Raw genomic sequence first — 519 nt, forward strand, 5'->3', positions numbered from 1 at the left:
TACCGCGATCAGATCAGCTATGTGAAGGATCGTCCGGGCCACGACCGCCGTTATGCGATCGACGCGCGCAAGCTCGAACGCGAACTCGGCTGGAAGCCTGCGGAAACATTCGAAACGGGCCTCGCGAAAACGGTGCAGTGGTATCTGGACAATCAGGAGTGGTCGGACGAAGTCGCCTCCGGCGACTATCGCAAGTGGGTTGAGACCAATTACGCGCAGCGCGCGTAAAGGCACGGCAATGGCGCGCAAAGGCATTATTCTCGCGGGCGGCTCGGGCACACGCCTGTATCCGATCACGCATGTGGTCTCCAAGCAGTTGCTGCCCGTGTACGACAAGCCGATGATCTACTATCCGCTCTCCACGCTGATGGTGGCGGGCATTCGCGACGTGCTGATCATTTCGACGCCGCAGGACACGCCGCGCTTCGAAGCGATGCTGGGCGACGGCAGCCAGTGGGGCATGAACATCCAGTACGCGGTTCAGCCGTCGCCGGATGGGCTCGCGCAGGCGTTCATCAT

At 61.5% G+C, this 519-nt stretch carries 2 protein-coding genes; both read left to right on the forward strand.

Annotated elements, in window-relative coordinates:
• On the forward strand, positions 1 to 228 hold a 228-nt coding region (locus tag P0D73_RS46690; RefSeq protein WP_408436529.1), incomplete at its 5' end, for a GDP-mannose 4,6-dehydratase.
• Positions 229 to 238: 10 nt separating this feature from the next.
• The coding region (locus P0D73_RS46695) for a sugar phosphate nucleotidyltransferase (RefSeq protein ID WP_408436532.1) at positions 239 to 519 on the forward strand (281 nt) is incomplete at its 3' end.

Source organism: Paraburkholderia sp. RL18-101-BIB-B (assembly GCF_046026985.1).
Taxonomy (GTDB): domain Bacteria; phylum Pseudomonadota; class Gammaproteobacteria; order Burkholderiales; family Burkholderiaceae; genus Paraburkholderia.